Genomic DNA, 26,473 nt, shown 5'->3' with positions numbered 1-26,473 from the left:
AGGGGTTGCCCCCAACACGCTTTCCAATTCTCCCGAACGCCGTCCGCCGAGGTTCACACCCGTCCTGACCTGCGGCGGAGGGGCGAGCCGGGCGGCGGCTGAACCGGGCTGGACGGGGGTGAATGAGACCAAAACTGAGACCACGATCCGAGGCCCAATGCGGGGCCTGTACGGCCCCCGCACGGGCCCGCTACAACAGAAGCTGCGGCAGATCGATGATGGAGTCGATCTGCCAGTCGGCGTTGTCCTTGAGTTCGGGGTCACCTGCTTGGAGGTACCCCCAGGGGCCTCGACGGATGTGGGCCGTGCGGAGGCCGCCGGCCTTGGCGGCGATGATGTCGTTGTCGCGGTGATCGCCAACGTAGACGATCTCATCGGGGTTGCCGGGTGCCCAGTCGATGACGCGAGCGAAGAACGCCGGGTCGGGCTTGGCGACGCCCCACTGGCCGGAGGTTGCGATGGCGTCGACGGGGAGGTCGAGGTCTGCGAGGAGTTCGGCGGTTCGTGCGGTCTGGTTGCCGGCGATGCCGACCCAGAGGCCGGCAGCCTGGAGGGCCGCAAGGCCGGGGCGGGCGTCGGGGTACAGGTCGGTTTCGCTGATGGACTCGCCCTTGCCAGCGTCCTCGCGGGCCTGACGCTCGGCAGTGAGGTCGAAGCCGGGGCGGATGAGGCGTAGCGCCTCGGCGTTGTCGTGGCCGAGGGCGGTGACGGCGCCGACGAGGGCGGCGAGGGTATGCCTCGGGACACCGAGCCAGTCGGCCCAGGAGCCCCAGAAGGTGGTGTCGTCCATGAGCGTCTCTCCGACGTCGAACACCACTGAGCGGATCGCCATGCTGTCGCTTCCTGTTGGCCGTGGGTTGCATCAACTGGGCACTGTTGACGTGCTTCTGGGGTGAGAATACGTGGCACGCAACGTATCGGTCGGCCGGGAGTGCCATGTGAAAGCATCCACCGAGCACCTTGGGCAGCGGTTACGCGAGCTGCGCAGCCTGCACGAGCTGACTCAGCAGGAGCTGGCGGACCTCGCGGGTGTGTCGAAGTCACTGGTGAGCAAGGTCGAAGCGGGTCAGCGGCCGGGCAGCTGGTCTCTCGCTGTGGCAGTCGCCCGTGCCCTGCGCATCGAGGTTTCCGCCCTCCTTGGCGAGGAGGAGGGTGCCGGGGCGGTCGTGAGTCGGGGCGAGGCGTGCCTTCCGGAGTTGCGGCGGGTGGTGGCCGTGTACGACTGCCCGCCTGACCTGGGGCATCCGGTCCGCCCACTGCCAGAGCTCGCTCGTGACGTCGCTCGGGCCGGGCACCTGCGGCTGCATTGCCAGTACGGCGCATTGGGCGAGATGGTCGTGCCGCTGCTGGAGGAACTGAGCGTCGCGGCGGATGTCCTCGCGGGCCACGATCGGGAGTTGGCCTTCTGGCTACTGTCTTCGGCCTACCGCTGTGCGGATGCCGTCGCGCACAAGCTGGGGCACTACGACCTGTCGACCACGTTGATCGATCGCGTCCGCTGGGCGGCCGAGCGGTCGGGTGACGAGCTGATGCTGGCGACGGCAGCTTACGTGCGGGCGGAGACGTTCTTCGTCTCGGGTCCGGTCGAGTCCGGCCTGCGGATCCTCGGTGCGGCCGGGGAGGCGATCGCCGGCAGGACGCTGACCGACACCAAAGCCGCGAGCGTCTACGGTGCCCTGCACTCTCGAGCGGCGGTTCTGGCGGCGTTCGGTCGGAAGTCGGAGCAGGCGTGGGCGCACCTGGAAATCGCGCGGGTGATGGCCGAGTCGGTCGGCGCCGAGGTGGCCTACTTCCACACCAGCTTCGGGCCGGCCAACTTGAAGGTGCACGAGGTGGCGATCGCCGTCGAGCTAGGGGACGCAGACGAGGCCGTGCGCCGTGCTCGTGGGTGGGTGCCGCCCTCCAGCCTGCCGGCCGAACGGGCCAGTCACCACTTCATCGACCTTGCGCGGGCGCAGAGTTGGCAGGGGAACTTCGACGGGGCCCTGTCCTCGCTGCTGGAGGCTCGTCGCCGCGCGCCGCAGCACACCCGTACCCACTCCGGGGCCAAGGAGGCCGCCGCAGCGATCGTCCACCGGTCCAGGCGCTCGCCTGACGCAGCGCGGGGCCTCGCGACCTGGCTCGGCATCGCCGTCTGACGCTGCGGCAGCGACGTCTGGAGGGAAGCTTTACCGGCCCGGGTGCCGAGTTGCACTCCTGTGCCATTTCCGGGCCTTGCCCGCCGCGAAGCTGGGTGCACCCCGCGAGGCGACCCGATCAGTCGCCGGAGCGGGGGTCCCTCACCCATCTTCTGGAAGGGCTCCCTCATGCCTTCACGCATGCCGATCACCGTCGTCGGCCTCGCCCCGCACACCAGCGCCGCACTCTGGCAGGCGGCCAGCCAGATTCGCGCGGACCCCTACACCGATGGCGACGCGTTCGCCCAGCAAGCCCGTACTGCGGCAGCGTCGCTGCCCGAAGACGGCCTCACGGCCGTGCTGGACCGCTTCGCCTCGCGTCAGGGTCCGTCGAGCCTGCTGATCCGCGGCGTTCCCATGCCCGAGGCGCTGCCGCGGACCCCGGCGGGCAGCTTCCACCGGCTGCCGGAGGTGCGACCGGCCGGCGCGGAGCCGGTCCTGGCTCTGGTCGGCGCGCGGCTGGGCGAGATCTTCGCCTACCGCGAGTGGGACGGTGCGCACCTGGTCCAGAACCGGTACCCCGTCGCCTCACACCACAACGTGCAGACCGCCTCCGGCGCGAACGACCTCGTGCTGCACACCGAGGCGTGCTTCACCGCCTACCCACCGGACTTCCTGGCACTGCTCGGCCTGCGCCCGGACCCGACGGGGCAGGCTGTCACGCTGGTCTCGGACATCGCCCAGGCTCTGGCCCAGCTCACTCCCGCCGAGCGCGGCGCGCTGCGGGAGCCGCTGTTCGTCTTCCCCACCGACCGAGGCAGCTACAACCACGAGGGCCGACGCACCACCGAGCCCGTGCCGCTGCTCAAGGACCGCGCCGATGGCCCTGTGCTGGAGTACTCGACCCTGATCACCGCCATCACGGCCGCAGGCGCTGCCGCGCTGGCCGCGCTGGAGGAGGCCCTGGGCCGGTGCGCTCAATCGGTCCTGCTTGGCGCCGGTGATCTGCTCCTGATCGACAACTGCCATGCCGTCCACGGCCGCACCGCGTTCCGCCCCGCCTACGACGGCACCGACCGGTGGATCCAGCGCGTGCTGCTCCTGCGCCGCCTGCCCTCCGGCGGCCGGGTCGTCCCGGACACGCGCCTGGCCCACTACCCGACCGAGTACATCAAGGCCCTCGCCCTGCCTGCCTGACCCTCCCGCCGAGAGCAAAGGACTGGTCCGCCATGTGGCACGGACACAAGGTCGTCGACGCCGACGGCCACATCATGGAACCCCTGTGGGACTGGGAGTCCTACCTCGACCCGGCCTTCCGCGAGGACCGCCTCCGGGTGGTGCGCGACGAGGAGGACGGCGACAAGCTCCTGATCCAGGGGCGCCCCTCCGCGCTGGTTCGCCGTCTCGGCGGTCTCCCCGCGCCGGAGGACGGCGAGATCCGCGACTGGAACACCCTGCCTACCGACGGAGTCTTCGCCTCCTACCAGGAGTCGTGTACCCGAGCGTCGTGGGACGGCCCGGCGCGGCTCGCCTGGCTCGACGCCGCCAGCATCGACGCCACGTTGCTGTTCCCCTCGCTCGGCCTGATCTGGCCCCGCGAGGTCGACCCGACGAGCCCCTGGGCGGTCGCGCACTTCGACGCCTACAACCGCTGGATCGCCGATATGGCCAGCTGCGACGCCGAGCGCCTCCTCCCGGTCGCTCAGGTGCCGGCGACCGAGGACGCACCCGAGCGGCTGCGGCAGCTGGCCGACGCGGGCTTCGCGCACGCCATGATCTCCGGCGGGATCCGTGACAGCCTCCTGCCTGCGGAGCCGCTGTTCGCCGCCGCGCAGGACCTGGACATCGCGCTGCACCTGCACAAGGTCGCCGTCCCGCACTTCCTGCCCATCGCCCGCAGGCGCGGTGGCAGCACGAGCCTGACCGCCCCGGCGATGGGGCCACTGTTCAACCACATCAACCAGACCCTGCCCGGCCAGCTGCACCTCGCCGCGCTGCTGGACGCCCGGGTCCCGGACCGCTACCCGCGCCTGCGCTTCGCCTTCCACGAGTGCAACGCCGGATGGTTGCCCTCCTGGCTCGACCGCGCTGAGGAGTCCTGGCACACGCTGCGCGGCAACGGTGTGACCGGCCTGTGCGAGCTCCCGCCCTGCACCTACCTGACCGACCGCGACACGTTCTTCTTCTCCGTCGGCCTGGGCGAGGACCTCACCCGCCTGCCCGACTGGCTCACCACGCGGCTCATGCTCGCCACCGACTACCCCCACCCCGGCACCCCGAAGAACCCCGCCGCCGAATGGGCCGACGCACTCGCCGCCCTCCCCGAAGCCTTCACCGCTGGACTGACCGGCGCCAACGCCGCCCGCCTCGTCTCTGTCCGCACCGCCAGGAAGGAACACGAACGTGCCGTCTCGCACTGACCGGGCCGCCCGCTTTCCGCTGACCCTCACCGGCATGGACAAGGTCCGCATCGAGGAGGTCTTCCGTCTCGGCGCGCTGCGCGACGGCGTCCAGCTCACCACGACCGACATCCGCTTCCCCGTCTACGGACAGGTCGTTCCCCGCATCGAGCTCGAACTGACCGGCCCCGCCTTCGCCAAGAAGATCACCGTCCGCGTCAACCAGGACTCCCCTTTCATGTTCGACGGCGACCAGCTCAGCGCCCACCTCAACGGCCAGCAGCACGCCATCGCCAGTACCCAGTTCATCGACGGCGACCGCGCCCCCACCGGCATGTACAACTTCGGGCTCATGCGCGAGAACGGCATGCGCTCCTTCGTGTTCGACTACCACACCTACTGCGCCTTCTCCTGCGACTTCTGCTTCAAGGAGTCCGAGTGGGAGATCCTCGCCCTCCAGGGCGGCGCCAGCTCCAACTACACCGGCAACTTCGACGCCTGCCTCGCCTACGTCGACGCCCATGCGGAGGAGATCAACCAGAACTACGACATCATCTGGCTGTGCACCGGCAGCATCACCAATGAGAAGGTCGAACTCGAACGCCACTGCCGCCTGGCCACCACCCTGCGCCGAATCGGCTACACCGGAGGCATCTACGTCTCCCAGGTCATCCCCGACCGCATGCGCCGCGACGCAGCTCACCGCCACGACTACCTGACCACGCTGCGCGAAGCCGGGATCAGCCGCTTCAACTCCGGCGTCGAGATCGTCAACAACCACTACCGCCAGCGCTACGTCCATGGCTACAAGGGCACCCTGACTTTCGACGACTACACGGCCGTCTTCGCCGACGCAGTCGACGTCTTCGGTCGCCTCGAAGTCGGCAGCTGCCTGCTCGCCGGCATCGAGCCGGCCGAAGACACTCTCCGCGGTCTGGAGACCATCGCCGACCTGGGTGTGTGCCCCGCGCCGACCGTCCTCACCCCGTTCGTCGTCAAGCAGATGGACATCCCGTTCCAGTACGACCTCGACGGACTGATCGACGTCCACGTCGGCTTCAACGACATCATCGACCGCTACGAACTCCCGTTCTTCTCCGGCGTGTTCAGCCTCGCGTGATCACGAACGGCTTAATCCGGCCGCACGGGAGGGACCGGTTCGGTTATGGTGAGCCAGTCCCCCCGGGCGGCCGTCTACCGTCCGACGCCATTGGCGCGACCAACGCGCCCGCAACCAGGGAGTTGCCAGCCATGACGCGCACCCTCGTCGCAGACCTGCCCAGCCACCTCGACGAGACGGTCACCGTCTACGGCTGGATCAACACACTTCGCCTCCAGCGGCGCATGCAGTTCGTGCTGGTCCGCGACCATACCGGCCTCGTCCAGGTCACCCACGCCCGAGGCGGCGAAGGCGACGAGATCGAGGCAGCCTTCGAGAGCATCACCGCCGAGTCCGCCGTGAAGATCACCGGCAAGGTCGTCGGCAACCCGCAGGTCAAGCTCGGCGGCCTGGAGATCGTCCCCGAGCGCGTCGAGGTCGTCTCCCCGGCCGAGCCGAAGCTGCCCATTGACGAGCACACCGGTCTGGACCAGCGACTCGACTGGCGCTTCCTCGACATCCGCCGGCCCTCGCAGCACCTGGTCTTCGCGGTGCAGACCACCGTCGAGCAGGCCATGCGTGAGGTCACAGCCGAGGAGGGCTTCACCGAGCTGCACACCCCCAAGCTGATGGGCACCGCCTCCGAGTCCGGAGCCGAGGTGTTCAAGGTCGGCTACTTCGAGCGCACCGCCTACCTCGCCCAGTCCCCGCAGTTCTACAAGCAGATGGCCATCGCCGCCGGCATCGACAAGGTCTTCGAGATCGGCCCGGTCTTCCGCGCCGAGCCGTCCTTCACCTCCCGCCACGCCACGGAGTTCACCGGCGTCGACGCCGAACTCGCTTGGATCGACGGCGTCGAGGACGTCATGGCCTTCGAGGAACGCCTCCTCCAGCGCGTCCTCCAGCAGGTCTCCGAGCGCCACGGCGACGCCATCACCGAGCACTTCGGCGCCCAAGTCGTGGTCCCCAAGACGCCGTTCCCGCGCATCACAATGGCTGACGCCCTCACCAAGCTCCGGGCCACCGGATGGGACCCTGAGGGCGTCAAGGACGACCTCGACCCCGAGGGCGAGCGCAAGCTCTGCGCCCTGGTCGCGGAGGAGACCGGGCACGAGTTCGTGTTCGTGACGCGGTTCCCCGCCTCCGTCCGCCCCTTCTACCACCTGCGGCCGGAAGACGACCCCACCGTCACCGAATCCTTCGACCTGCTGTGGAAGGGCATCGAGATCACCACCGGCGCCCAGCGCGAGCACCGCCACGAGCGTCTCATCGCCCAAGCCCGCGAGAAGGGCATGGAGACCGAGCCCCTCGCCAGCTACCTGAACTGCTTCCGCTTCGGCACCCCGCCCCACGGCGGCCTCGGTCTCGGCCTTGGCAGGCTTCTCATGCTGCTCCTGGGCCTCCCCACCATCCGCGAGGTCACCTTCCTCTTCCGCGGGCCCCACCGCCTGGAGCCGTAGCTGGGAGCGTTCGGGGATCGCGGCCTGAACGGCTGCAGCGAGCCTGTCCTGCGCCTGGGGACGGAGGGGCGCGACTCGTAAGTTCCGAGCCCCTGCCGTCGTCGGCCTGACCGTGCTCACCCGCGCTGCGATACTGCCCGTCAGGACCACACCGCTCCGGCAAGGAGTCCGTCGAAGCCCATGGCGGTCATGGCCTCGTGGTAGTCAGCCCAGCTGTCAAGTGGTGCCCTTCGGTGTCGGGTGACGGTTGGCAAGCACGCAAGACGCACGGCGGCCGGGATGGTTCCCGGCCGCCGGAGAAGACATCGAAGCGACATCTGTGCGCACGGGCGTTCGTGTGGCTTGGGTGGGCGCGGTTCAGGGCACGTGAGCCCTCGGTGAGGTGATCAGCGTCGGCGGGTGGGATCGCTGGCGGCCTTGGGGCCGGTCGGCACGGCGGGTGTGGTGGGCGCGGCCTTCGCAGTGGTGCTGCCGGTGCGGGCGCGTGCGGCCTGGGTGCGCTGGTCGATGCGGTCGGTGGTGGCGTTGCGGAGGCGCCAGAGGAGGACTTCGGCGGGTCGGTCGGCGGTGGTGAGCTCCCGTTGCTGGGCGGCCTCGGTGAGGGCTCGGCGGGGTGGTTGGCCGGAGGATTCGGCCTGGGCGAGGGCGGGCCAGGACGGGTCGGCGAGGATGCGCTGGGCGTGGTCGGGGACGGCGGCCTGGACCTGGGCGGCGAGGCGGTCGGTGGTCTTGGGGGTGGGGGTGCGGCGGGTGAGGTCGGCGATGACCGGCTCGGCCGTCTGCCGGTAGGCGGTTCGCAGGTGGACGAGGGACTGCTGGGCGGCGTGGGCTTGCTGCTGGTGGCCTCGGGTCTGGTGCCAGCGGGCAATGGCGATCACGACGAAGACGGCGGTGGACAGCAGGGCGGCGGCGGTGGCGCCGTCCTCGCCGGAGCCGGCGGTGTGCAGGAGTTGCTTGGCGGCGGTGCGCAGGGCTGCGGCCTGCTGGTGTTCGGCACGGACCTTGGATCGGGTGGCGCGGTTGAACGCGGTTGCGGCGGCTCGTAGTTCGGCGCGGGTGTGGGCGGGTGCGGTGAGGGCGGCGGTGTGGAGGAGTTCGCCGAAAGCGGCGGCCTGGGCCTGGACGACGGCGTCGAACGCGTCGATGTCGGGCACGTCGGGGTGGTGTTGGTCCTGGTAGGCGAAGCGGGCGGTCTCCCGGAGGGTGGTCTCGGCTTGTCGCCAGCGGTCCGGTTCGGCCGTGCCCGGTGCGGGCGTGGTGGGCTGCTGGGCGGCGAGGCGTTCGCGCAGGCGGTTGATGGACAGGTCGGGGGAGAGCTTGGAGCCGCCGAAGTAGACGGGTTCGCCGTGGGCGTTGACGTCGCCGGGGCGGGCGAGGCTGTAGCCGATGACGTCGCCGCCCTCGGGGCCGATGCGGTAGCGGACCTGGATGCCGAGGGCGGTGAGGGTGGAGAAGTACTCCGCCTCGTTCAGGGAGGCGGCGGCGACGGCTTGGGCCTGTTCCTGCAGCCACTCCTTGGCGGTCTGCTGGTGGCCGGTGCGCTGGGCCTTGGCCTGCTCGGCGCTGGTGGGCATCGGGGCGGCGGTGTGGTCGCCGGAGTTGAGCTGGCGCAGGCCGAGTTCCTTCTCGATCTTGCGGCACTCGGCTTGGGCGCGTTGGCCGTCGCGCTTGTTGCGGGGGCGGCGGCCGTCCTCGCGGACGGTGGTGGCCATGATGTGGATGTGGTCGTCGGCGTGGCGTACGGCGATCCACCGGCAGCCCTTGTCGTCGCCATCGGGGGCGATGCCGGTGGCGTGGACGATGCGGCGGGCGACCTCGGCCCACTCGGCGTCGGTGAGGTAGCGGTCGCCGGGCGCGGTGCGGACGGGACAGTGCCACACGTGCTGCGGGACCTTCTCACCTTGGCGGTGTTCGCGGGCGCGGACGGGCTGGTCGAGGTAGTCGGCCAGTTGGTCGAGGAGCTGATGGTGCTGGTCGAGGGGGGCTCGGCCGGGGTCGGGCAGACCGAGCATGGCGAACGCGGCGACGATGTGGGGGTCGGTGTGCTCGTCGCGCCGACCGGGGCCGAAGAGGTAGGAGAGCAGACCGCGGGTGCGCGAGCCGGTGGAGACGTCAGGCACCACGGCGGCCTCCCGGCAGGACGCGCTGGTAAGCGTGACGGGCCTGGGTCGCGCATGACCGGCGAAGTCACCCAGCCAGGGCACGGGCTCGGCGAGGCGCGAGGCCAGATTCTCGGCGGCGACGAAGGGTCGGTCGGGGTGCGAGCGGGCCCTCGCACGCGACCTCTGGACGGACAAGGGCTACGTCTTCACCTCGGAGACCGGCGAGCCGCTCAACCCCAGCACCGACTACCACCACTGGAAGCGGCTCCTGCGCGAGGCCGGCATCCGCGACGGGCGCCTCCATGACGCCCGCCACACCGCCTCAACCGTCCTCCTCCTGCTCGGCGTGCCGGAGCGGATCGTCATGGCGATCATGGGCTGGTCCTCGACCTCGATGGCCCAGCGCTACCAGCACGTCACCGAGCCGATGCTGAACGACGTCGGCAAGAAGATCGGCGCGGCTCTGTGGGGCGACGTCGGATCTGGCCCGGAGGAGCCCGACGAAGACGCTGCCTGAGGCCCAGAACCCCAACTGAGACCACGACACGAAAAAGGCCCCGACCGGGAACCCGGTCGGGGCCTTCAACTGCCTTGGTAGGCAAAGGCGGAGGATACGAGATTCGAACTCGTGAGGGGTTGCCCCCAACACGCTTTCCAAGCGTGCGCCCTAGGCCTCTAGGCGAATCCTCCGTGGGAGAGCTTAGCCCATGTTGAGGGGTGCTCGCGAACCGCTATCTCGCAGGTGGTGGGGGTGGGGGTGGCTTGGGATCGGAGGTGGGGTGGGTGGTCGGGGGCGGGGCCGGGATCCGGTACTCTTGGCGGCAGCCCCTCGTGTGGCGCTATCTCGCTGAACCCCCCCAGGGCCGGAAGGCAGCAAGGGTAGGTGGGCTCTGGCGGGTGCACGGGGGGTCTTCTGTTGCCCAGGGGCCCCGTTTGTCGGTCTGTCCCGATATCGTCGGTGGCGTGTCCCTAGCCCTGTACCGCCGCTACCGTCCCGAGACTTTCGCCGAGGTCATCGGGCAGGAGCACGTGACCGCTCCGCTCCAGCAGGCCCTGCGCAACAACCGGGTCAACCACGCGTACCTCTTCAGCGGGCCGCGCGGGTGCGGGAAGACGACGAGTGCGCGCATCCTGGCCCGTTGCCTCAACTGTGCGCAGGGGCCGACGCCGACGCCGTGCGGGGAGTGCCAGAGCTGTCGTGACCTGGCGACCGGTGGGCCCGGGTCGATCGACGTGATCGAGATCGACGCCGCCTCGCACGGTGGTGTGGACGACGCGCGGGAGCTGCGGGAGCGGGCGTTCTTCGCGCCGGTGCACAGCAGGTACAAGATCTTCATCCTGGACGAGGCGCACATGGTGACCTCGGCCGGGTTCAACGCGCTGCTCAAGGTGGTGGAGGAGCCGCCGGAGCACCTCAAGTTCATCTTCGCCACCACCGAGCCGGAGAAGGTGATCGGGACGATCCGGTCCCGGACCCACCACTACCCGTTCCGGCTGGTGCCGCCCGGCACGCTGCGGGACTACCTGACCGAGGTCTGCCGGCGCGAGTCGATCGAGGTGGAGGACGCGGTCTTCCCGCTGGTGGTGCGGGCCGGTGCCGGCTCGGTGCGTGACTCGATGTCGGTGATGGACCAGCTGCTGGCCGGGGCCGGCGAGCAGGGCGTGACGTACCAGATGGCCACCGCGCTGCTCGGGTACACCGACTCGGCGCTGCTGGACGAGGTGGTGGACGCCTTCGCCGCGCAGGACGGGGCGACGGTCTTCCAGGTGATCGACCGGGTGGTCGAGGGCGGGCACGATCCGCGGCGGTTCGTCGCGGACCTGCTGGAGCGGCTGCGCGACCTGGTGATCCTCGCCACAGTGCCGGAGGCGGGGGAGAAGGGCCTGATCGACGCACCCGCCGACCGGATCGAGGTGATGCAGGCGCAGGCCGACCGGTTCGGTGCGGCCGACCTCAGCCGGTCCGCCGACATCGTCAACACCGGGCTGACGGAGATGCGCGGCAACGCGGCGCCCCGGCTGCAGCTGGAGCTGATCTGCGCCCGGGTGATGCTGCCCGGCGCGTACCAGGACGAGCTGTCGCTGATGGCGCGGGTGGACAAGCTGGAGCGCCGGTCGGTGATGACGGCGGCTCAGGGGCCGGTGGCGGCCGAGGCCCCGACGCCGGTTCAGGTGGCGCCGGCGGTACCGGCCGTACCGGCGGCACCGGTGGCACCCCCCGTCCAGCAGCAGGCGCCGGTCCCCGCCGCCCCGGTCGCGCCGGCCGGCGCCGCGCCGGGAGCCTGGCCGATTCCGCGCAGCTTCCCGCCCGGCGGAGCACCGGCACCGGCAGCGGCGCCTGCACCGACGCCGACGCCCACCCCCACCCCCACCCCCACACCCGTGCAAGCGGCACCCTCGCCGCAGCCCCCCGCCCCGCAGAACCAGCAGGGCGCCGCCCAGGTCCGCCAGATGTGGCCGCAGGTGCTGGAGGCGGTGAAGAACCGCCGCCGGTTCACCTGGATCCTGCTCAGCCAGAACGGCCAGGTGGCCGGCTTCGACGGCAGCACCCTCCAGGTCTCCTTCATCAACGCCGGCGCCCGGGACAGCTTCGTCTCCAGCAACAGCGACGACGTGCTGCGCCAGGCGCTCGGCGACGCGCTGGGCGTGGACTGGCGGGTGGAGTGCATCGTCGACCCCTCGGGCGGTTCGAGCGGCGGCGCGCCCCAGCCCCCGGCCCAGCCCGGTGGCGGCTGGGGCGCGCCCCCCGCCCGCCCGCAGCAGCAGCACCCGACGGCCACGGCGGTCGGCGGCCACCAGGCGGGCCAGGGCGGCTTCGGCAGTGCGGCCCCCGCACCGGCGGCACCCGCCCCCGTGCCCACCCCGGCCCCCACCCCCACCCCGCCCGCCGCCGCCCCGGCCCCCACGCAGCCCCCGGCCGCCCCCCAGGCGCAGGCCCAGGCCCGGGTCCAGCCGTCGCCCCCGCCCGTCGGCCCCCCGCCGGCCGAGGACGACGCCTACCCCGACGACTTCCCGCCGGAGGACTACGGGGACTACTCGGACCCGTCCGCGGGCCCGGCCGGCCCGCCGCCCTCCGCGCAGCAGCAGAACGCGGGCGAGGAGCTGATCATGCGCGAGCTGGGCGCCACCGTGCTGGAGGAGATCCAGCACGGGCGCTGAGCCACCGGCATCCCGGAGGCGAGGACGTAGGCTCGGGCCAGCGCGTCCGTCCGGTGACGCAGCGTGTGATGAGACGACAGACCGAGCAGGAGAGTGACCCGTGTTCCCTGGTGGCGGCCAGCCCAACATGCAGGCACTGCTGAAGCAGGCCCAGAAGATGCAGCAGGACCTCGCGAAGGCGCAGCAGGAGCTGGCCGAGGCGCGGCTGACCGGCTCGGCGGGCGGCGGTCTGGTCGAGGTCGAGGTGACCGGCAGCGGCGAGCTGACCAAGGTGACCATCGCCCCGGAGGCGGTGGACCCGGAGGACACCGAGACGCTGGCCGACCTGATCCTGCTCGCGGTGCGCGACGCCAACGCGGCGGCGCAGAAGCTGCAGGCCGAGCGGATGGGCCCGCTGACCCAGGGCCTGGGCGGCGGCGGAACCGGGATCCCCGGTCTGCCGTTCTAACTGGCAGGAGCGCCGTCCTCCGGGCGACGAGTCTGAACAGTGAAAGACCAAGCCTGAACGTTTGACGACTTCAGGGCGCCGGGCGCTGTGCCCGGCGCTCCGTTCGTTGGATGATGAGGGCGACGTGAACGAACCGGCGCCGCACGGCGCGACACGGAAGGCGGAGCGGTGTACGAGGGCGTGGTGCAGGACCTGATCGACGAGCTGGGCAGGCTGCCCGGTGTCGGTCCGAAGAGCGCCCAGCGGATCGCCTTCCACATCCTCCAGTCCGACCCGGTGGACGTCCGCCGCCTCGCGCACGCGCTGCTGGAGGTCAAGGAGCGCGTCCGGTTCTGCGTGACCTGCGGGAACGTCGCCGAGTCCGAGCAGTGCCGGGTCTGCCTGGACCCGCGCCGGGACCTGACGGTGATCTGCGTGGTCGAGGAGCCGAAGGACGTGGTGGCGATCGAGCGGACCCGCGAGTTCCGCGGCCGCTACCACGTGCTGGGCGGCGCGATCAGCCCGATCGAGGGCGTCGGCCCGGACGACCTGCGGATCCGCGAACTGCTGGCCCGGCTCGCCGACGGCACCGTCATCGAGCTGATCCTGGCCACAGACCCCAATCTGGAGGGGGAGGCGACCGCCACCTACCTGGCCCGGCTCTGCAAGCCGATGGGCCTGAAGGTGACTCGGCTGGCGAGCGGGCTGCCCGTCGGCGGGGATCTGGAGTACGCCGACGAGGTCACCCTCGGCCGGGCCTTCGAAGGGAGACGACTGCTCGATGTCTGATATCCACGAGATGTCTGGGATCCACGAGATGTCTGGGAACCATGAGATGTCCGAGAACCCGGCGCTGAACCACGCGCTGAACCACGGGCTGCCCGAGCTGTCCGGGCTGCCCGAGCCCGACGACTTCGCGGTGCAGATCGCGGACTCGGTGAAGAGCTTCGTGGTGGCCGTCACCGAGATCGCCAAGGGCGACGAGCCGGGCAGCGCGATCTCGCTGCTGCTGCTCGAGGTCTCCCAGCTGCTGCTGGCCGGCGGCCGGCTCGGCGCGGTGGAGGACGTGGTCCCGGAGGACCGGTTCGAGCCGGACGCGGGCCCGGAGCCGGACGGTGTCGAGCTGCGCGAGCACCTGGCCGAGTTGCTGGCCCCGATCGACGTCTACCACGAGGTCTTCGACCCGTACGGCCCGCCGGAGCGGCCGAACGCCTTCCGGATCTCCGACGACCTGGCCGGCGTGGTGAGCGACCTGCGGCACGGGCTGACCCACTACGACGAGGGCCGGGTCAGCGAGGCGCTCTGGTGGTGGCAGTACTCCTACCTGTCCACCTGGGGATCGACCTGCACGGCGGTGCTGCGGGCGCTGCAGTCGCTGATCGCGCACGTCCGGATGGACAGCCCGATCGGCGCGGTGCCGGACGGCGCGGACACTGACGACGACGGCCTCACCGACGAGCAGCTGGAGCAGCAGGCGGGCGACCTGATGGCGGCGGAACTCGGCATCTGAGGATCGCCGATGGCGGCGGAGCTCGGCATCTGAGGACCGCCGGTTCGCCGTGCGCCCCCTGAACGCGCTCCAAACGCCCCCCTGCGCGAAATTCTCGGAAAAATCTTCGCCCGCATATTTCCAGCTCCCCCCACCCGCGGCGTGAAATTCTTTCGAGGCCTCCCGGCGCCCCCGCAGACCTGCCCGTTCGGCCCTCCGGGGCGCGTTCAGAACGTGAAATTACGGTCTCATCATATGGAAAGCAACGGCTGGGCGTCGGGCGCTCGGTAGACTGACGACGACCGCAGTACCCCCTGTCACGGGGGGTCCGGGGAGACCGGACGGCGCCACCCCGCGCCGGGCACCACCCCCCGAAACGACTCAGTCGAGGAGCGCACGTGGGCCTTGTCGTGCAGAAGTACGGCGGCTCATCCGTTGCGGATGCCGAGGGCATCAAGCGCGTGGCCCGCCGAATTGTCGACGCCAAGAAGGACGGCCATGAGGTCGTCGTGGTGGTGTCGGCGATGGGCGACACGACGGACGAGCTGATCGAACTCGCCGAGCAGGTTTCCCCCATTCCCGCCGGCCGCGAGTTCGACATGCTGCTGACCGCTGGCGAGCGGATCTCCATGGCCCTGCTGGCGATGGCGATCAAATCCCTTGGGCACGAGGCCCAGTCCTTCACGGGCAGCCAGGCCGGTGTGATCACCGACCAGGTGCACAACAAGGCGCGCATCATCGACGTCACCCCCGGCCGGATCCGCTCCGCCCTGGACCAGGGCAACATCGCGATCGTGGCCGGCTTCCAGGGCGTCTCGCAGGTGAGCAAGGACATCACCACGCTCGGCCGCGGCGGCTCGGACACCACGGCGGTCGCGCTGGCGGCGGCGCTGAAGGCCGAGGTGTGCGAGATCTACACCGACGTCGACGGCGTCTTCACGGCTGACCCCCGGGTGGTCAAGAAGGCCCGGAAGATCGACTGGATCGCCTACGAGGACATGCTGGAACTGGCATCCTCGGGGTCCAAGGTCCTGCTGGACCGCTGTGTGGAGTACGCGCGGCGCTACGGCATGCCGATCCACGTACGATCGTCGTTCTCCGGACTGCCGGGGACCATCGTCAGCAAGAACAACCCGAACAAGCCCGAAGGGGGCGAGATGGAGCAGGCCATCATCTCCGGAGTCGCCCACGACACGTCCGAGGCGAAGGTCACGGTCGTCGGCGTGCCCGACAAGCCCGGCGAGGCGGCCCGGATCTTCCGCGCCATCGCGGACGCCGAGGTCAACATCGACATGGTGGTGCAGAACGTCTCCGCCGCCGCCACCGGACTGACCGACATCTCCTTCACGCTGCCCAAGACCGAGGGCCAGAAGGCGATCGACGCGCTCGGCCGGGTCAAGGAGGGCATCGGCTACGAGTCGCTGCGCTACGACGACGCGATCGGCAAGATCTCGCTGGTCGGCGCCGGCATGCGGTCCAACCCCGGGGTCACCGCGACCTTCTTCGAGGCGCTCTCCGAGGCCGGCGTGAACATCGAGCTGATCTCCACCTCGGAGATCCGGATCTCGGTGGTCACCCGCGCCGAGGACGTGCCCGAGGCGGTCCGCGCCGTGCACAGCGCCTTCGGGCTGGACACCGAGACCGACGAGGCCGTCGTCTACGGCGGGACCGGACGATGACCGGCACGGCCAGGTCCGGCAAGCCGAACCTGGCCGTGGTCGGTGCCACCGGAGCGGTGGGCGGGGTGATGCTCTCGCTGCTCTCCTCCCGGCAGGACGTCTGGGGCGAGATCCGGCTGATCGCCTCGCCCCGCTCGGCCGGCCGCACGCTGAGCGTGCGCGGCCGGGAGACCACCGTGCTGGCGCTCGCCGAGGAGGCCTTCGAGGGCATCGACATCGCGGTGTTCGACGTGCCGGACGAGGTCTCCGCCCAGTGGGCGCCGATCGCGGCGGCCAAGGGCGCGGTGGTGGTCGACAACTCCGGCGCGTTCCGGATGGACGAGGACGTGCCGCTGGTGGTGCCCGAGGTGAACGCGGCGGCCGCCCGGCTGCGGCCGCGCGGGATCATCGCCAACCCCAACTGCACCACGATGTCGATGATCGTCGCGCTGGGCGCCTTGCACTCCGAGTTCGGGCTGAGCGAGCTGGTGGTCGCCTCCTACCAGGCGGCCTCCGGCGCCGGGCAGGCCGGCGTGCGCGCGCTGCGCGAGCAGACCGCCGCGGTGGCCGGCCGGACGGTCGGCGAGCAGCCGGGCGACCTGCGGGCGCTGATCGGCGACACCGGGCCGTTCCCGGCGCCGCTGGCGCTCAACGCGGTGCCCTGGGCCGGCTCGCTCAAGGAGGACGGCTGGTCCTCCGAGGAGCTGAAGGTGCGCAACGAGAGCCGCAAGATCCTCGGGCTGCCGCACCTGAAGGTCTCCGCGACCTGCGTGCGGATCCCGGTGGTCAGCGTCCACTCGCTGGCCGTGCACGCGGTCTTCGAGCGGGAGGTCAGCCGGGAGCGGGCCCAGGAGATCCTGGCCCAGGCACCCGGCGTGGTGCTCTACGACGATCCGGAGAAGGGTGAGTTCCCGACCCCGAACGACGTGGTGGGCACCGATCCGACCTGGGTCGGCCGGGTCCGCCGCTCGCCGGACGACCCGAACGCGCTCGACCTCTTCCTCTGCGGTGACAACCTGCGCAAGGGCGCGGCGCTGAACACCGCTCAGATCGCCGAACTGGTCGCCTCGGAACTGACCGTCTGAGGGCCGGATCGCGGCCGGATCCGACCGGAGCCCCCTTCCACTGGAGGGGGCTCCGCCCTGTGCGGAAGAATGTGGCGCAGGCGGGGCAACCCTGAGGGGGGATCAAGTGTCCAACGGGCGTGACAGACCTGGCAGTGGTGGGGGCGGCAGCCGTCCCTACCCGAACACGCCCGGCTCCGCGGACCGGGGCGCGGTTGGATCCCGTGCGGCGACCAGTTGAGCCGGAGGCGCCGGCGTCGGCCGATTCGGCCGGGGCCAGCGTCGACCTGCTGACCAGCACCTACCAGGCGCACTACCGCTCCCTGCTGCGGCTCGCGGCGCTGCTCCTGGACGACCAGTCCAGCTGCGAGGACGTGGTCCAGGAGGCGTTCATCCGGGTGCACTCGGCACGCCGCCGGGTCCGGGAGCCGGAGAAGATCCTCGCCTACCTCCGGCAGACCGTGGTGAACCTCTCCCGGAGCACGCTGCGACGGCGGATCCTCGGGCTGCGGCTGCTGCCCAAGCCGATGCCTGACATGGCCAGTGCAGAAGAGGGTGCCTACGATGCTCTGGAGCGCGACCAGCTCAAGGCGGCGCTGCGCAGCCTGCAGCGCCGGCAGCGCGAGGTGCTGGTGCTGCGCTACTACGCGGACCTGACGGAGGCCCAGGCCGCCGAGCTGCTGGGGGTCTCGGTGGGCGCGGTCAAGGCCTATGGCTCGCGCGGCCTGGCTGCCCTGCGGGTGCTGATGGAGAGCGGTAATGACTGACGACCGGTTCGGCCAGCCGGACGGGGCGCACGCGCCGCCGTCCGATGTCCCGTCGCCCCCGGCCCCGGCCGAGGAGCAGGCGGTCCGCGCCCTGCTGCACCGCTCGGTGGACGCCATCCAGCCGGCCCCGGACGCGCTGGCCCGGATCCGCCGCGCCGTGCCCGCCCGGCGGGCCCGCTACCGGCAGGCCTGGACCGGCGCCGCGCTGATCGTGGTGCTCTCCGCGGTCGCCGTGCCCACCCTGCGCGGCCTCGGCGCGCTGCAGCTCTCCGACGGCTCGGCGCCCGGCGCGGGCGCGCCGACGGTGAGCGCCGGCAGCACGGTCACCGGGGTGGCCGCCGCCACCCGCAGCGGCCGCCCGGTGGTGCCGCTGCCTGTGCCCGAGGGCTCCACCCCGGAGACGGCGAGCAGTTCACCGTCGTCCAGCGCCTCCGCCGCCCCGGCGGCCACGCCCAGTGCCAGCGCCCCGGCCGCCGTCGCCCCCCCGACGCCGGCCGCCACGCCCAGCGCCGTGGTGCCCGCCTGCCAGCGCCCCGACCTCGGCGGTGCCTCGGTCACCGTCGCCGCCGCCGATCCGGCCGGGCGGGTCTACGGCACGTTCACCGTCGCCAACGTCTCCGGGCGCTCCTGCAAGCTGTCCGACCCGGGCACCCTGGGCGGGCTGCTCAGCGCGGGCGGCACGGTCCGGGTGCTCGACCACACCGCGGGCGACCCGGCGAGCGGACTGCCCGCGCCCGCGGCGATCCCGGCCGGCGGCGCGCTGCTGGCCGCCGGCGGCAGCTACCAGCTGCCGTTCGCCTGGGTGCCGGACGCCGCCTGCCCGGCGGCCGGCGGGGGCGGTGCCCAGACGGGCACGGACGGCGGCCGGAGCACCAGCGCCACGCCGTCGTCGCCGACCGCCGCACCGGCCAGCCAGGCCGCCGCCGCCCAGGCAGGCGGCACCGGCAGCGGCACCGGCGCGGCGGCCGCCGCCCAGCCGGCCGCCGTCGGCTCGCCCGGCCCCGCCGCGGACGGCGGCGCCTCGCCGGCGGCCAGCCCGTCCCCGGCACCGTCCTCGCCCCCGTCGCCCAGCCCCAGCACGGCACCGTCCAGCGCGCCCGCCACCGGCACCCTGACGGTGGCGCTGCGCCCGCTGGGCACCGCGCCGGACGCCGCCAGCACCGCCGTCCCCGGCGTCTGCGGCGGCGGCACGCTCTACCGCGGCCCGATGCAGTAGCACCCGCCGCAGCGCCCACCCCCGGCCCGGAGCCGGTGGAAAGGGTGGTTACCGTGGTGGGTGTGTACCGGTTCCTCCTGACTCCGCGCTGGCTCGGCGGCACCGTCCTGGCGATCGCCGCCATCGTGGCCTGCTTCTGGCTGGGCAGCTGGCAGCTGGGCCGGTTCGAGGCCCGGGTCTCGCCGCGGCACGCCGCCGCGGCGGCCACCGCCGAGCAGGGCGGCACCACCCCGCTGGCCCAGGTGCTCGCCACCCCGGACGCCAAGGTCAGCACGGTCACCGTGGGCAAGCCGGTCAGCGTCACCGGCAGCTACGACGCAACCCGCCAGCTCGCCGTGCCCAACCGCACGGTGGACGGCCGGCCGGGCTACTACCTGCTCACCCCGCTGCGCCCGGCCGCCGGCGGCCCGGCGGTGGCCGTGGTCCGCGGCTGGCTGCCCGGCTCGCCCGGTGCGCAGCTGCCCGCCCCGCCGGCCGGCCAGGTCACGGTGGACGGCCGGCTGCAGGCGCCGGAGGGCAGCGACACCGGCGGCGCGGTGGCGGGCGGGCTGCCGACCGGGCAGCTGGGCATGATCGCCCCCGCCACCCTGGTCAACCTGCTGCCCTACCCGACCTACGACGGCTGGGTGGCCGCCGACGACGTGCCGGCCGGGCTGACCGCGGTGCCCACCGCGCAGCCAGCCGGCGGCGACGGGCTGACCGCCCGGGCCTTCCAGAACCTCGGCTACACCCTGGAGTGGTTCGTCTTCGCGGGCTTCGTCGGCTTCATGTGGTTCCGACTGGCCCGCCGCGAGGCGGAGGCCGCCCAGGACCGGGCACTTGGGCTCGACCCGGTCCTGGAGTAGCCCGAGGCCCCGTCAGCCCGTCACACCTTCAGGTGGCGCTTGACGAAGTCCAGCTCCAGCCGGAGCTGCTTGATCCGCTCGTCCACCACCAGCGAGCCGTGCCCGGCGTCGTACCGGTAGACCTCGTGCGGCAGGCCCAGGTCCTTGAGCCGGTCCACGTAGTTCTCGATCTGCCGGATCGGGCAGCGCGGGTCGTTCACCCCGGCGCTGATGTAGACCGGCACCTTGACCCGCTCCACGTAGCTCAGCGGCGAGGAGGCGGCCCAGCGTTCCGGGACCTCCTCCGGGGTGCCGCCGAAGAGCGTGCGGTCCAGCGAGCGCAGCGCCTCCATCTCGTCCGCGTAGGCGGTCAGGTAGTCGGCCACCGGCACCGCGGCCAGGCCGAGCGACCAGGAGTCCGGCTGCACGCCGAGCCCGAGCAGGGTCAGGTAGCCGCCCCAGGAGCCGCCGGAGAGCACCAGCCGCTCCGGGTCTGCCAGCCCGCTGCGCACCGCCCAGTCGCGGACCGCGCCGATGTCCTCCAGCTCGATCAGCCCGACCCGCTCGCGCAGCGCGTCGGTCCAGGCCTGGCCGTAGCCGGTGGAGCCGCGGTAGTTGACCCGGACCACCGCGAAGCCGTGGTCCAGCCAGGCGGCCGGGCCGGCGGCGAAGGAGTCGCTGTCGTGGTGGGTCGGGCCGCCGTGCACCTCGAAGACGGTCGGGAACGGGCCCTCGCCGGCCGGGCGCTGCACCAGGGCGTGCACCGGGCCGCCCGGACCGTCCACCCAGACGTCCTGCACCGGCACCGAGCCGGGCGGCACCGCGCCGGCCGGGCGCAGCACCACGCCGCCCGCCGTGGAGCGCACCGCGGAGGGCTCGGCGGCCGAGGACCACAGGTACTCGACGCTGCCGTCCGGCCGGGGCGAGGCGCCGACCACGGTGCCGCGCGGGGTGGCCACCCGGGTCAGCTCGGCGGTCGCCAGCTCGTAGCTGAACAGCTCGCTGCGGGCCTCGTACTCGTGCTCCACCAGCAGCGCCCGGGCGTCCGGGCGCCACTGCGCGGAGACGTCGCCGGGCAGCGGGGCGCCGTCCTCGGTGCGCAGCACCAGCTCGGTCTCGGCGCCGGTCCGCGGGTCCCAGAGCATCGGTTCCCAGCGGCCGCGCCGCTGGTGGGCGACGAGCAGCCGGCTGTCGCCGGGCACCGGGGCGAAGCCCAGGCAGGCCAGTCCGCGCGGCTCCTGGCGGCCGGTCACCTCGTCCAGCTCGGCCACCGTGGCGCCGTCCGCGGTGGCCACCACCCGGATCGCGTTGTGCATCGCGTCGCCGTGCTCGGTGTGGTCGATCGCGAGCAGGGTGCCGTCGTGCGAGAGGTCGCCGACCCCGCCGTACTCCGCGTGCCGGTAGATCTCCACCGGTGCGTCGGCGCCGGGGCGCAGCAGGTGCAGGGTGGTCCCGTCCTCGTCGGTGGAGCGGCCGACCACCACGGTGCCGTCCCGGCCGAGCGCCAGGCCGGCCTCGTAGGACGGCTCCAGACCGGGTACGGCCGGCTCGTCGGGGCCGCCGGCGAAGGGCTGGCGGCGCCAGATGCCGAACTCGTCGCCGTCGGTGTCGTCGAACCACCAGATCCAGTCGCCGTCGGGGGAGAGTGCGGCGTCGGTGGTGCCGTGCGGCCGGTCGGTGACCTGGCGGTGGCTGTCGGTGGACCGGTCCCAGGCGTAGACCTGGTAGCTGCCGGTGGCGTTGGACACGTACAGCGAACGGTCGGGGGCGTCGTCCGCCCAGTCGGGGAGGGACACGCGTGCCGCCCGGAAGCGCTGCTCCCAGGCGGGCACGTCGTTCTTCTCGCTACTCATCCGAGTCACTTTGGCACGGGTCTCCCCGGGTTGGTCAACGGGGGCTCATCCGCGCCGACCGCCGCCCTTCGGCAGGGCCTGCACCAGCAGGGCCAGCGCGACCTCCAGGGCGACCAGGACCAGCATGCTGCCGGCGAATGCGCCGGCGAAGCCGTGCGGCAGGGCGCCGTAGAAGAGGTTGCCGAGCAGTGCCACGCCGAGCGCGTTGCCGACCTGCTGGAGGGTGGAGACCACGCCCGCCGCCGAGCCGGCCAGCTCGGGCCGGACCGCCGCCAGCACCCGGGTGGTCAGCGGGCCCATCACCAGGCCCATGCCGAGGCCGTCGACGAACAGGCCGGGCGCCAGCCACCAGGAGCTGTCGCCCTGGCCCAACTGCCCGGCCGTGCCCGCCAGCAGACCGAGGCCCGCGGCCAGCACCAGGGCGCCGAGCGCGATCGCCTGCCGGCCCAGCCGTTCGGAGAGCCTGGGCGCCACCGTGGAGGAGGCCAGGTAGCCGGCGCCGATCGAGACGAAGAGCAGGCCGGAGCCGAGCGCGCTCAGGCCCCGGCCCTGCTGCAGGTAGACCGCCAGCACCAGGAAGAAGGAGGCCTGGCCGAGGAAGAAGACCAGTTGGGCGGCGGCGCCCAGAGTGAAGCCGCGGTCCCGGAAGAGCCGCGGGTCGACCACCGGGTCGGTGGCCAGCCGGGTCTGGTGCAGCCCGAAGACGGCGAGCAGCGCGGCGGAGCCGATCAGGCAGGCCCAGGTCCACAGCGGCCAGCCCTGCGCCCGGCCCTGGATCAGCGGCAGCACCAGGGCGGTGACGGCGGTGGTGACCAGCACCGTGCCGGGCAGGTCGAGCCCGCCGCGGCCGGGGGCCCGGGACTCGGGGACGCAGCGCCGGACCAGGGCGAGCACGGCCAGGCCGATCGGCAGGTTGATCAGGAAGACGGTGCGCCAGCCCAGGCCGAACAGGTTCGCCTGGATCAGCAGTCCGCCGATCAGCTGCCCGAGCACCGCGCCCACGCCCATGGTCATGGCGTAGGCGCCGAAGGCCTTCGCCTGGGCCGGGCCGGTGAAGCCGGTGCGCAGGATGGCCAGCACCTGTGGCCCGGTCAGCGCCGCGCCCAGGCCCTGCAGCACCCGGGCGGCGATCAGCACGCCCGCGCTCTGGGCCAGGCCGCAGCCGGCCGAGGCGAGGGTGAAGAGGGCGGTGCCCAGGGCGAAGGCGTTGCGGCGGCCGAACCGGTCACCGAGCCGCCCGGCCAGCACCAGGCCGGCCGCCAGGGCCAGGCCGAAGCCGGCCACCACCCACTGCACGGCGCTCGGTCCGGCCCGTAGCTCGGTCTGCAGGGAGGGTATGGCGACGTTGACGATGAAGAAGTCCAGGCTGGTCATGAAGGTGGCGGCGAGCAGCACCGGGAGCAGGCCGCGGCGGCGCGGTCCGGCGGTGGCGGCGGTGGGCAGCGGGCGGGCGAGCGAGGTGGTCACGGCGGGTCCTCGGGGAGGAGAGGGAGGAGAAGGGGAGAAGGGGCTGGACCGGGCGCCGACCGGGCCGGTCGGTCGGGTCGGCGCCCGGGAGCCGGCCGGGGGTCGGCCGGGAGTCGGCCGGTGCGGTCCGCTCAGACGGCGGGGACCTTGTCGAGGAAGCCGAGCACGGTGGCGATCCGGCCCTCCTCGTCGGTGGTCACCACGTCGAAGCCGACCACCAGGGCCTCGCCGCCGGCCGGGCCGAGGTTCCAGGTGAACCGGGCCTGCCGGTGGTGGGCGTCCACGCCGGTCTCGCCGAGGCTGAACACCCAGCCGGGGAACTGCTGCTGCACCGCGGCGATGGTGGCGTCCAGCGCCTCCGGGCCGGCCACCTCCACCAGCGGGTCGGTGTAGCGCAGGTCCGCCGTCCAGGAGGTGTCGATCAGCGCGCGGCGGGCGGCCGGGTCGGTCTCGTTCCAGGTGGCGAGGTACAGCTCGGCCAGCTGGGCGGGGGCCTGAGTGGTCGTCATGTCGGTTCTCCTGACTGATGGTCGGTGCGTTTCGTTCGGGGCGTTTCCGCTGGTCGAAAAGGTAGGCGGAACGCGCGACGGCCGAATCAGTCAGCCATCGGTAGGCTGCCCGCATGTTGTACGGACGGTCAGGGGAGCAGGCATCCGTCGACGCGCTGCTGGCGGGGGCGCGGCAGGGGAGCAGCGGGGTGCTGGTGCTCCGCGGGGAGCCGGGGATCGGCAAGAGCGCGCTGCTGGAGTACGCGGCGGAGCGTGCCGGGGAGTTCCGGGTGGTCCGGGTCACCGGGGTCGAGTACGAGGCCGACCTGCCGTTCGCCGGCCTGCAGCTGCTGCTCGCCCCCGCGCTGGACCGGCTGCCGGCCCTGCCCGCGCCGCAGCGCCGCGCGCTGGAGGCGGCGTTCGGGCTGGCGGACGGCGACGGGGCGGGCGAGCGGCTGCTCAGCGGCCTCGGCACGCTCGGGCTGCTCGCCGAACTGGCCGCCGACGGCCCGCTGCTCTGCCTGGTGGACGACGCCCACTGGCTGGACCGCTCCTCCGCCGACGCGCTGCTGCTGGCCGCCCGCCGGCTGGACCGGGAGGGTGTGGTGCTGCTCTTCGCAGCCCGCGACGGCGAGGGGGAGTTCACCGCGCCGGGCCTGCCCGAGCTGCGGCTCGCCCCGCTGGAGCCGGCCGCCGCCGCCGAGCTGCTGGCGGCGGCCGCGGGTGGCGAGCCGGGCGCGGGCGCCGGGCTGCGCTACCGGGTGCTGGCCGAGGCCCGGGGCAATCCGCTGGCGCTGACCGAGCTGCCCGCCGCTGTGGCCGGCGGGGCGCTGCCGGGCGAGGGGGTGCTGGCGCTCACCGACAAGCTGCGGCAGGCCTTCCTCGGCCAGGTGGGCCGGCTGCCCGCGCCGACCAGGACGCTGCTGCTGGTCGCCGCCGCCGAGGAGCGTGGCGAGCTGGCCACCGTGCTGCGCGCCGCCGAGGCGCTGGGTGCTGGCACCGCCGACCTGCTGCCGGCCGAGCGGGCCGGGCTGCTGGAGCGCTCGCCGGACGGCGCCCGGCTGCGGCTGCGGCATCCGCTGCTGCGCACCGCGATCCTCGAAGGGGCTTCGCTGGAGCAGAAGTTGGCGGTGCACTCGGCGCTCGGCCGGGAGCTGCTGGCGGCCGGCGAGGAGGACCGCGGCAGCTGGCACCTGGCGCTGGCCGCCACCGGCCAGGACGCCGGGCTGGCCGCCGCGCTGGAGCGGGCCGGGCACCGGGCGGCGGCCAAGGCCGGCCACTCGGGCGCGGCCGCCGCCTTCGAGCGGGCCGCCCGGCTCTCGCCGGACCCGGCGGCGGCGGTGCGCTGCCTGACCCTGGCGGCCGAGGCGGCGCTGGACGCGGCCGAGGGCGAGCGGGCGCAGCGGCTGGCCGAGCGGGCCGCCGGGCTGGCCGGGGACGACGACCACGTGCTGGCGGTGCTGGAGTGGGTGCGCGGCACGGCCGCGTTCTGGACCGGCGACCATCCGCAGGCGCACCGGCTGCTGATGGCCGCCGTGGGCCGGGACATCGAGCCGGCGGTGGCGGCGCGCGGACTGCTGCAGGCCTTCCACACCGCCTGGTACCTGGGCGGCGAGCAGGTCCTCGACGTGCTGGAGCGGCTGGCCGCGCTGCCGCTGGACGCGGCGGACCCGCTGGTGCCGCTGGTGGCCCAGCTGGTCGCGCTGGTCGGCCCGGCACTGGGCGGGCCGACCGCCGACCGGGACCGGGAGGGGCTGCCGGCCGCCGCGAAGCGGGCCCGGGAGGCGGGCGCGGACAGCCCGCGCGACCTGGTCCAGCTGGCCGGCGCGGCGCTGATCGGGGGCCGGGACGCGGAGACCTTCCAGCTCGCCGACGAGTTGGTCGCCGAGGCCCGGGCGGCCGGTGCGGTTGCCCTGCTGCCCACCCTGCTGTTCTTCCGCGGCGAGGCCGAGCTGTTCCACGGGCGCCACCGCGACGCGGAGTTGGCCGCCGCCGAGGGCCTGACCCTGGCCCGGGACCTCGGGCAGTCCCAATGGGTCAGTCAACTCTGCGCTCTGGATGCCTACTTGGCGGCACTGCGGGGCGACGGCGAGCGGGTGGCCGAGCGGGCCGCCGAGGCGCTGGGGGAGGCCGCCAGCGCCTGGGGCGCGCCGGCCGCCGGCACCTCCTGGACCCAGTGGGCGCTGGCCGTGCACGACTTGGGACAGGGCCGGGCGGCGGAGGTGGTGGACCGGCTGGCGGTGCACACCTCCGGCTCGTACCGGCACCACGTCTCGTCCGTGCGGACCGTGCCGGACCTGGTCGAGGCGGCCGTGCGGCAGGGCACCCCGCAGCGCGCGGCGGCGGCCTTCGAGGCGTTCGCCGCCTGGTCGGCGCGGATCGGCGACCCGGACTGGACCAGGGCGCTGGTGCTGCGCTGTCAGGCGCTGCTGGGGCCCGCCGAGCTGGCCGAGTCCGGCTACCTGGCCGCCCTGGAGCTGCACGAGCGGGCCGGCCGCCCGTTCGAACTCGCCCGCACCAGCCTGCTGTTCGGCGAGTGGCTGCGGCGCGGAAAGCGCAAGACCGAGGCCCGGACCCGGCTGCGCGAGGCGCTGGAGGTGTTCGAGCGCCTCGGCGCCGGGCCGTGGGCCGAGCGGGCCCGCACCGAGCTGGGCGCGGCCGGTGCGGCCGCGCCGCAGGCCGCGCCGGCCGGGCCGCTGGCGGGGCTGACCCCGCAGGAGGAGCAGATCGCCCGGCTGGCGGCGCGGGGGCTGTCGAACCGGGAGATCGCCGCCCAGCTCTTCCTCAGCCCCCGCACCGTCGGGCACCACCTCTACAAGGCGTACCCGAAGCTGGGCATCGCCTCGCGCGGCGAACTCGCCGCGCTGGTCGCCGCCTAGGCGGC

General features: G+C 73.0%; 19 protein-coding genes, 1 tRNA gene, 1 other RNA gene and 2 pseudogenes. 17 read left to right on the top strand and 6 right to left on the bottom strand.

Annotated features, from left to right (window positions below; translation table 11 throughout):
* Positions 1-190: 190 nt before the first annotated feature.
* Positions 191-832 (bottom strand): HAD family hydrolase, encoded by a 642-nt coding sequence (locus ACFYNO_RS35640; RefSeq protein WP_388021695.1) that lies wholly within the window; start codon positions 830-832, stop codon positions 191-193.
* Positions 833-902: 70 nt separating this feature from the next.
* On the opposite strand from ACFYNO_RS35640, the pseudogene ACFYNO_RS35635 reads away from it, so the two are divergent.
* The 5 genes and pseudogenes from ACFYNO_RS35635 to aspS all read left to right on the top strand — a co-directional run.
* Positions 903-1,115, top strand: a pseudogene (locus ACFYNO_RS35635) (helix-turn-helix transcriptional regulator); the annotation flags it as partial.
* A 1,203-nt stretch (positions 1,116-2,318) separates the two neighbouring features.
* Positions 2,319-3,314 (top strand): TauD/TfdA family dioxygenase, encoded by a 996-nt coding sequence (locus ACFYNO_RS35630; RefSeq protein WP_388021694.1) that lies wholly within the window; start codon positions 2,319-2,321, stop codon positions 3,312-3,314.
* Between the two features lie 32 nt (positions 3,315-3,346).
* On the top strand, positions 3,347-4,537 hold the full coding sequence (locus ACFYNO_RS35625) for an amidohydrolase family protein (protein ID WP_388021693.1): 1,191 nt from the start codon (positions 3,347-3,349) through the stop codon (positions 4,535-4,537).
* Entirely contained in the window at positions 4,521-5,636 is a 1,116-nt protein-coding gene (locus tag ACFYNO_RS35620) for a hypothetical protein (protein ID WP_388021692.1), read from the top strand. Before ACFYNO_RS35625 ends, ACFYNO_RS35620 begins: the two co-directional genes overlap by 17 nt.
* A gap of 131 nt (positions 5,637-5,767) precedes the next feature.
* Positions 5,768-7,075 carry an aspartate--tRNA(Asn) ligase gene (gene aspS / locus ACFYNO_RS35615; RefSeq protein WP_388021691.1) on the top strand — a complete coding sequence of 436 codons (1,308 nt, stop codon included), beginning with the start codon at positions 5,768-5,770 and terminating at the stop codon, positions 7,073-7,075.
* A gap of 386 nt (positions 7,076-7,461) precedes the next feature.
* Here aspS and ACFYNO_RS35610 read toward each other — a convergent pair whose 3' ends face one another.
* Positions 7,462-9,198: a relaxase/mobilization nuclease domain-containing protein gene (locus ACFYNO_RS35610; protein ID WP_388021690.1), complete on the bottom strand. Its 1,737-nt coding sequence runs from the start codon at positions 9,196-9,198 to the stop codon at positions 7,462-7,464.
* A 229-nt stretch (positions 9,199-9,427) separates the two neighbouring features.
* Between ACFYNO_RS35610 and ACFYNO_RS35605 the strand changes: the two are divergent.
* Positions 9,428-9,694 (top strand): annotated as a pseudogene (locus tag ACFYNO_RS35605) (tyrosine-type recombinase/integrase); the annotation flags it as partial.
* 88 nt (positions 9,695-9,782) lie between these two features.
* Here ACFYNO_RS35605 and ACFYNO_RS35600 read toward each other — a convergent pair.
* Positions 9,783-9,867, bottom strand: a tRNA-Ser gene (locus ACFYNO_RS35600).
* A 130-nt stretch (positions 9,868-9,997) separates the two neighbouring features.
* Here ACFYNO_RS35600 and ffs point away from each other — a divergent pair.
* The 10 genes from ffs to ACFYNO_RS35550 all read left to right on the top strand — a co-directional run bounded on the left by ffs (position 9,998) and on the right by ACFYNO_RS35550 (position 19,802).
* An RNA gene (gene ffs / locus ACFYNO_RS35595) (signal recognition particle sRNA small type) lies at positions 9,998-10,094 on the top strand.
* 46 nt (positions 10,095-10,140) lie between these two features.
* A complete protein-coding gene (locus ACFYNO_RS35590; RefSeq protein ID WP_388021689.1) occupies positions 10,141-12,336 on the top strand; it encodes a DNA polymerase III subunit gamma and tau in 2,196 nt (731 codons plus the stop codon).
* A gap of 100 nt (positions 12,337-12,436) precedes the next feature.
* On the top strand, positions 12,437-12,784 hold the full coding sequence (locus ACFYNO_RS35585; protein ID WP_388021688.1) for a YbaB/EbfC family nucleoid-associated protein: 348 nt from the start codon (positions 12,437-12,439) through the stop codon (positions 12,782-12,784).
* Between the two features lie 168 nt (positions 12,785-12,952).
* Positions 12,953-13,552, top strand: a complete 600-nt coding sequence (gene recR, locus ACFYNO_RS35580; protein ID WP_388021687.1) for a recombination mediator RecR — start codon at positions 12,953-12,955, stop codon at positions 13,550-13,552.
* Positions 13,553-13,598: 46 nt separating this feature from the next.
* Entirely contained in the window at positions 13,599-14,273 is a 675-nt protein-coding gene (locus tag ACFYNO_RS35575; protein WP_388021686.1) for a DUF5063 domain-containing protein, read from the top strand.
* A gap of 377 nt (positions 14,274-14,650) precedes the next feature.
* Positions 14,651-15,931 (top strand): aspartate kinase, encoded by a 1,281-nt coding sequence (locus ACFYNO_RS35570; protein WP_388021685.1) that lies wholly within the window; start codon positions 14,651-14,653, stop codon positions 15,929-15,931.
* Complete coding sequence (locus ACFYNO_RS35565; protein ID WP_388021684.1) at positions 15,928-16,995, top strand: aspartate-semialdehyde dehydrogenase; 1,068 nt, start codon at positions 15,928-15,930, stop codon at positions 16,993-16,995. Before ACFYNO_RS35570 ends, ACFYNO_RS35565 begins: the two co-directional genes overlap by 4 nt.
* A gap of 194 nt (positions 16,996-17,189) precedes the next feature.
* Entirely contained in the window at positions 17,190-17,741 is a 552-nt protein-coding gene (locus ACFYNO_RS35560; RefSeq protein WP_388021683.1) for a SigE family RNA polymerase sigma factor, read from the top strand.
* Positions 17,734-18,957, top strand: coding sequence for a hypothetical protein (locus ACFYNO_RS35555; RefSeq protein ID WP_388021682.1), 1,224 nt, complete (start codon positions 17,734-17,736; stop codon positions 18,955-18,957). Before ACFYNO_RS35560 ends, ACFYNO_RS35555 begins: the two co-directional genes overlap by 8 nt.
* Positions 18,958-19,019: 62 nt before the next feature.
* On the top strand, positions 19,020-19,802 hold the full coding sequence (locus ACFYNO_RS35550) for an SURF1 family protein (RefSeq protein WP_388021681.1): 783 nt from the start codon (positions 19,020-19,022) through the stop codon (positions 19,800-19,802).
* Between the two features lie 20 nt (positions 19,803-19,822).
* Here the strand turns inward: ACFYNO_RS35550 and ACFYNO_RS35545 are convergent, their stop codons facing one another.
* The 3 genes from ACFYNO_RS35545 to ACFYNO_RS35535 form a co-directional block, all read right to left on the bottom strand.
* A complete protein-coding gene (locus ACFYNO_RS35545; protein WP_388021680.1) occupies positions 19,823-21,634 on the bottom strand; it encodes a S9 family peptidase in 1,812 nt (603 codons plus the stop codon).
* A gap of 45 nt (positions 21,635-21,679) precedes the next feature.
* Positions 21,680-23,101: an MFS transporter gene (locus tag ACFYNO_RS35540; protein ID WP_388021679.1), complete on the bottom strand. Its 1,422-nt coding sequence runs from the start codon at positions 23,099-23,101 to the stop codon at positions 21,680-21,682.
* Positions 23,102-23,232: 131 nt separating this feature from the next.
* Positions 23,233-23,610, bottom strand: a complete 378-nt coding sequence (locus tag ACFYNO_RS35535) for a nuclear transport factor 2 family protein (protein WP_388021678.1) — start codon at positions 23,608-23,610, stop codon at positions 23,233-23,235.
* 113 nt (positions 23,611-23,723) lie between these two features.
* Here ACFYNO_RS35535 and ACFYNO_RS35530 point away from each other — a divergent pair, with 113 nt between their 5' ends.
* Positions 23,724-26,468 (top strand): AAA family ATPase, encoded by a 2,745-nt coding sequence (locus tag ACFYNO_RS35530; RefSeq protein ID WP_388021677.1) that lies wholly within the window; start codon positions 23,724-23,726, stop codon positions 26,466-26,468.
* The last annotated feature ends 5 nt before the right edge of the window (positions 26,469-26,473 follow it).

Source organism: Kitasatospora sp. NPDC006697 (assembly GCF_042869935.1).
GTDB lineage: Bacteria > Actinomycetota > Actinomycetes > Streptomycetales > Streptomycetaceae > Kitasatospora.
Note: the sequence above shows the minus strand (reverse complement) of the source record. Positions and strands in the feature narration are given on the sequence as shown.